Source organism: Streptomyces sp. A18 (assembly GCF_059026065.1).
This window is the reverse complement of the sequence record NZ_JBWLKL010000098.1, coordinates 1-4,699: the sequence shown is the minus strand read 5'-3', so window position 1 is coordinate 4,699 and position 4,699 is coordinate 1. Positions and strand designations below refer to the sequence as shown.

The following is a 4,699-nucleotide window of genomic DNA, read 5'->3' as shown; positions in this document are numbered from 1 at the left end:
CCGACGGCACCGGCTGGTCCGAAGGCGTGGCCGTGGTGCTCCTTGAGCGCCTCTCCGACGCACGCCGCAACGGACACAAGGTCCTGGCCGTGGTCGCCGGTTCCGCGGTGAACCAGGACGGTGCGTCCAACGGCCTCACGGCGCCGAACGGCCCCTCCCAGCAGCGGGTGATCCGCCAGGCCCTGGCAAGCGCCGGCCTGCGCACCGGCGACGTCGACATGGTCGAGGCGCACGGTACCGGCACCAAGCTGGGCGACCCCATCGAGGCGCAGGCCGTCATCAACACGTACGGAAAAGGCCGCGACTTTGAACACCCGCTGTGGCTCGGCTCGTTGAAGTCCAACATCGGTCATACGCAGACCGCCGCGGGTGTCGCCGGTGTCATCAAGTCGGTGCTCGCGATGCGCCATGGGGTGCTGCCGAAGACGCTGCACGTGGATGCGCCGACGCCGCACGTGGACTGGTCGGCGGGCTCGGTGGAGCTCCTGACGGACGCGGTGGAGTGGCCGGACCAGGGCCGTCCGCGGCGCGCGGGTGTCTCGGCCTTCGGCGTCAGCGGTACGAACGCGCACGTCATCCTGGAACAGGGCCCCGCGGTTGACAACGCAGCCGAGGACGAGGGCGACACGGTCCTCGAAGAGCCTTCGGGGCTGTTGCCGTGGGTGTTGTCCGCCGCGTCGGCGCCTGCGCTGTCGCAGGTGGCGCGGCGCCTCCTCGACCATGTCGAGGGGCGTGGTGATCTGGGTGCGGGTGAGGTGGCCGCGAGGCTGCTCGGCCGGGCCCGGCTTGATGAGCGTGCCGTGGTCATCGGCTCCGACCGTGAGGAACTGCTCCGCGGGCTTTCGGCGTTGGCGGATGACACTGCGGATGCCGGCGTGGTCTCGGGCTCTGCGGGTGTTGAGGGTCGGACGGTGTTCGTCTTTCCGGGGCAGGGCACGCAGTGGGCGGGGATGGGGGCTGGTCTGCTGGCGTCCTCGCGGGTGTTCGCGGAGAGTGTCGCGGAGGTCGAGGCGGCTCTTGAGCCGTTTGTGGACTGGTCGTTGACGGATGTGATCCGTCAGGTCGAGGGTGCCGCGTCGCTTGACCGGGTTGATGTGGTGCAGCCGGTGTCGTTCGCGATGATGGTGTCGCTGGCGCGGTTGTGGCGGCATCACGGGGTGCAGCCGGATGCGGTGATGGGCCATTCCCAGGGTGAGATCGCGGCTGCTTGTGTGGCGGGGGTGTTGTCCCTTGAGGATGCCGCGCGGGTGGTGGCGTTGCGCAGCCAGACGATTGCCGGGCGGCTCGCGGGTCTGGGCGCGATGATGTCGGTGCCGTTGCCTCGGGGCGAGGTCGAGGAGTGGCTGTCCCGGTCGCAGGAGTACGAGGGTGTCGAGGTTGCCACGGTCAACGGGCCTGCCTCAGTGGTGGTGGCCGGAGGGCCGGTGTCGGTGGATGCGCTGCATGCGGCGCTGACGGAGGCGGGGGTGCGGGCTCGGAAGATCCCGGTGGACTACGCCTCGCACACCTCGCATGTGGATTTGATCCAGGACGAGTTGGCGACGGTTCTGGACGGGATCAGTGCCGGGGCGGCGCGGACGCCGATGTATTCGAGCACCGACAGTGCCTGGGTGGAGCCCGGGCAGCTGGGTGGTGAGTACTGGTATCGCAATCTGCGTCAGACGGTGCGTTTCGAGGCCGCGGTGCGCTCCCTGGCCGACGACGGACATCATGTCTTCGTCGAGGTCAGCACCCACCCCGTCCTGACCATGGCGATCGAGGCGATCCTGGAAGAGCGCCCGGACACACTGACGGCTCCGACCCTGCGCCGGGACAAGGACGAGCCGAGCACCTTCCTGGCCGCCCTGGCCCGACTGGCCACGCACACCGATCTGCCGCTCGACTGGCACGTGCCCGCCACCTCCACGACCAGTGCCGAAGTTCCCCTGCCCACCTACCCGTTCCAACACCAGCGCTACTGGCCGCGGCCCGCACCGCAGGCCGAAGCGGGCGGCACGGTGGACCCGAACGAGGCGCGCTTCTGGGAAGCCGTCGACCAGGAGGACCTGGCCGCGCTCACCGAGACGCTCGATGTCACCGACCCGGAGTCCCGCGACGCCCTCGCCTCCGCCCTGCCCGCGCTGATGAACTGGCGCCGCCTCGCCCGCCGCCGTTCCACCGCGGACGCCTGGCGCTACCGGGTCGCCTGGCGCCGCCTCGGCGTCGTCAACTCCCGGCGGCTGACCGGGACATGGCTCGCCGCTCTCCCCGCGGGCTTCGCCGACGACACCCGGGTGACCACGGCACTCGACGCCCTGCGGGCCCAGGGCGCCGAATGCGTCCTGATGGAGATCGGGGACACCGACCGCGCGGCCCTCGGCGCACAGCTGACGGCGGCGGGCGCGCCGGCCGCCGGCTACAGCGCCGTCCTGTCGTTCCTCTCCCTCGACGAGCGGCCGCAGGCCGACTTCCCGGCCGTACCGACGGGCCTCGCCCTGCTCACCGCACTCGTACCGGCCCTCGCCGACATCGGAGTCACCGCCCCGCTGTGGTCCGTCACCGCGGGCGGCACGGACGGCCCCGACGGCCCCGAGACCAGCCCGGCGCAGGCGCTCACCTGGGGCTTCGGCCTGGTCGCCGCCCTTGAGTACCCCAAGACCTGGGGCGGTCTCGTCGACCTGCCCGCCGAACCGGACGAGCAGGCCCTGCGGCAGCTGTCCGGAGTGCTCCGCGGCCAGGGCGACGAGGACCAGATCGCCATCCGCGGCGCCGGTGTCTTCGGCCGGCGCCTGCTGCGGGCCCCCCTCGACGAGAGCGACGCGCGCCGCACCTGGACCCCGCACGGAACCGTCCTGCTCACCGGCGGCACCGGTGGCGTCGGCGGGCAGATCGCCCGTTGGCTGGCCGGCGCCGGTGCGGAGCACCTGCTGCTCCTGAGCCGCCGCGGCCCGGACACCGACGGCACCGAGGAGCTGGTGGCCGAACTCGGAGACCTCGGCGCCACGGTGACCGTCGCCGCCTGCGACGTGACCGACCGGGACGCCCTGGCCACCGTGATCGACGGCATACCGGACGAGCAGCCGCTGACCGCGGTCGTGCACGCCGCGGGCCTCGGCCAGCAGAGCACCATCGCCGAGACCGGCCCGGCCGACTTCGCGCACATCCTCACCGGCAAGGTCGCCGGTGCCGACAACCTGGACGCGGTGCTCGGCGACCGCCCGCTCGACGCCTTCGTGCTGATCTCGTCGAACGCCGGCGTCTGGGGCGGCGGCGGCCAGGGAGCGTACGCCGCGGCCAACGCCTACCTCGACGCGCTCGCGCTGCGGCGCCGCGGCCAGGGCCGCACCGCGACCTCGGTCGCCTGGGGCTCCTGGGGCGGAGCCGGACTCGGCGCCGTCGACGGCGCCGCCGAACGCCTGGAGCGGCTCGGCGTATCCGCCATGGACCCGCAGCTGGCCGTCGCCGCGCTGGTGGATGCCGTGGAGCGGGACGAGACCGTCCTCTCGGTCGCCGACATCGACTGGGCCAGGTTCGCGCCCGGTTTCACCGCCCAGCGTCCGAGCGCGCTCTTCGGCGAACTGCCCGAGGTACAGGCGGCGTTGCGGGAACTCGAAGGCGGGCGCGGCGCCGACGGCGCGGGCTCCGACCTCGCCGCACGGCTCAGCGCGCTGCCGGAGGACGAGCGGGAGACCGCCGTGCTCACCGCCGTGCAGTCCCAAGTAGCCGCCGTACTCGGGCACCGGGACGGAGCTGTGGTCAAGCCCCAAGTGGCCTTCACCGACCAGGGCTTCGACTCCATGACGGCGGTGCAGCTGCGCAACGCGCTCGTCAGGGACTTCGGCCTGCGGCTCCCGGCCACCCTGATTTTCGACTATCCGACACCGCAGGCACTCGCCGGGTTCGTCCTGGGCGAGCTGGCGGGCGGAGCGGCCGGGGCCGCGCAGGCCGTGACGGCCGCGCGGGTCACCGACGACGACCCGATCGCGATCGTCTCCATGGCCTGCCGCCTGCCCGGCGGCGTCGCCTCGCCCGAGGACCTCTGGGAGCTGCTCACGGAAGGCCGCGAGGCACAGTCCGACTTCCCCACGGACCGCGGCTGGGACATCGACGCCATCTTCGACCCCGCGCCCGGACTGCCGGGCAAGACCTACACCCGCAGGGGCGGATTCCTCGACACCGCGACGCGGTTCGACCCGGCGTTCTTCCGTATCTCCCCGCGTGAGGCCCTCGGCATGGACCCGCAGCAGCGGGTGTTCCTCGAAGCCTCCTGGGAGGTCATCGAGCGCGCGGGCATCGACGTGGGCGCCCTGCACGGCAGCCGCACCGGCGTCTTCGCCGGCGCCTTCCACACCGGCTACACCATCGGTGCCGATGTGATCGCCGAAGGCGTCGACGGCTATACGTCGCACAACAACCTGCCCAGCGTCCTGTCGGGCCGCGTCTCGTACACCTTCGGCTTCGAGGGTCCCGCGGTGACGGTCGACACGGCGTGCTCGTCGTCGCTCGTCGCGCTGCATCTGGCGGCTCAGTCGCTGCGCGCGGGCGAGAGCGACCTCGCGGTGGCCGGCGGTGTCTGCGTCATGGTGCGGCCCTCCACCTTCATCGAGTTCTCGCGTCAGCGCGGTCTCGCGGAGGACGGCCGGTGCAAGGCGTTCGCCGCCGGTGCCGACGGCACCGGCTGGTCCGAAGGCGTGGCCGTGGTGCTCCTTGAGCGCCTCTC

The 4,699-nt window shown here is 72.3% G+C and carries 1 protein-coding gene; it reads left to right on the top strand.

Annotated features, from left to right (window positions below; genetic code table 11):
• The coding region (locus AC5P1C_RS43395; RefSeq protein ID WP_493871532.1) for an SDR family NAD(P)-dependent oxidoreductase at positions 1-4,699 on the top strand (4,699 nt) is incomplete at both ends.